General features: G+C 48.8%; 1 protein-coding gene. It reads left to right on the forward strand.

Translation table 11 applies throughout. The annotated features are described in order from the left end of the window. Positions 1 to 32 precede the first annotated feature (32 nt). The coding region (locus NE664_14460) for a mechanosensitive ion channel family protein (protein ID MCQ4727837.1) at positions 33 to 424 on the forward strand (392 nt) is incomplete at its 3' end.

Genomic DNA, 424 nt, shown 5'->3' on the forward strand with positions numbered 1-424 from the left:
GTATGCTGAACCGTTCTTTTACAAGGATGGACATGGAGATCAGTTTAAGAAAGTTTCTGCTTTCTGTACTGAATGCCACCATGTACTGCCTTCTGGGCTTTATCATTGCCGGGCAGATCGGTGTCAATTCAGCCTCCATTGTAGCACTTCTGGGATCGGCCAGTATTGCCGTGGGTCTTGCTGTTCAGGGCAGCCTGGCGAATTTTGCCGGCGGAGTACTGATTCTTATGATGAAACCGTTTCGGGTGGGAGACTATATTGTCTCCAAAGACGGAGAGGGGACGGTGTACACCATCGGTCTTGTCTATACGGTCCTGAATACCGTGGACAACAAACAGGTTGTAATCCCTAACGGGACACTGTCCAATTCTCCTCTGACTAATGTGACGGCCATGGATAAGCGGCGTATCGATATTAAAATCGG

This window comes from Anaerotignum faecicola (assembly GCA_024460105.1).
In the GTDB taxonomy this organism is placed as follows: domain Bacteria; phylum Bacillota; class Clostridia; order Lachnospirales; family Anaerotignaceae; genus JANFXS01.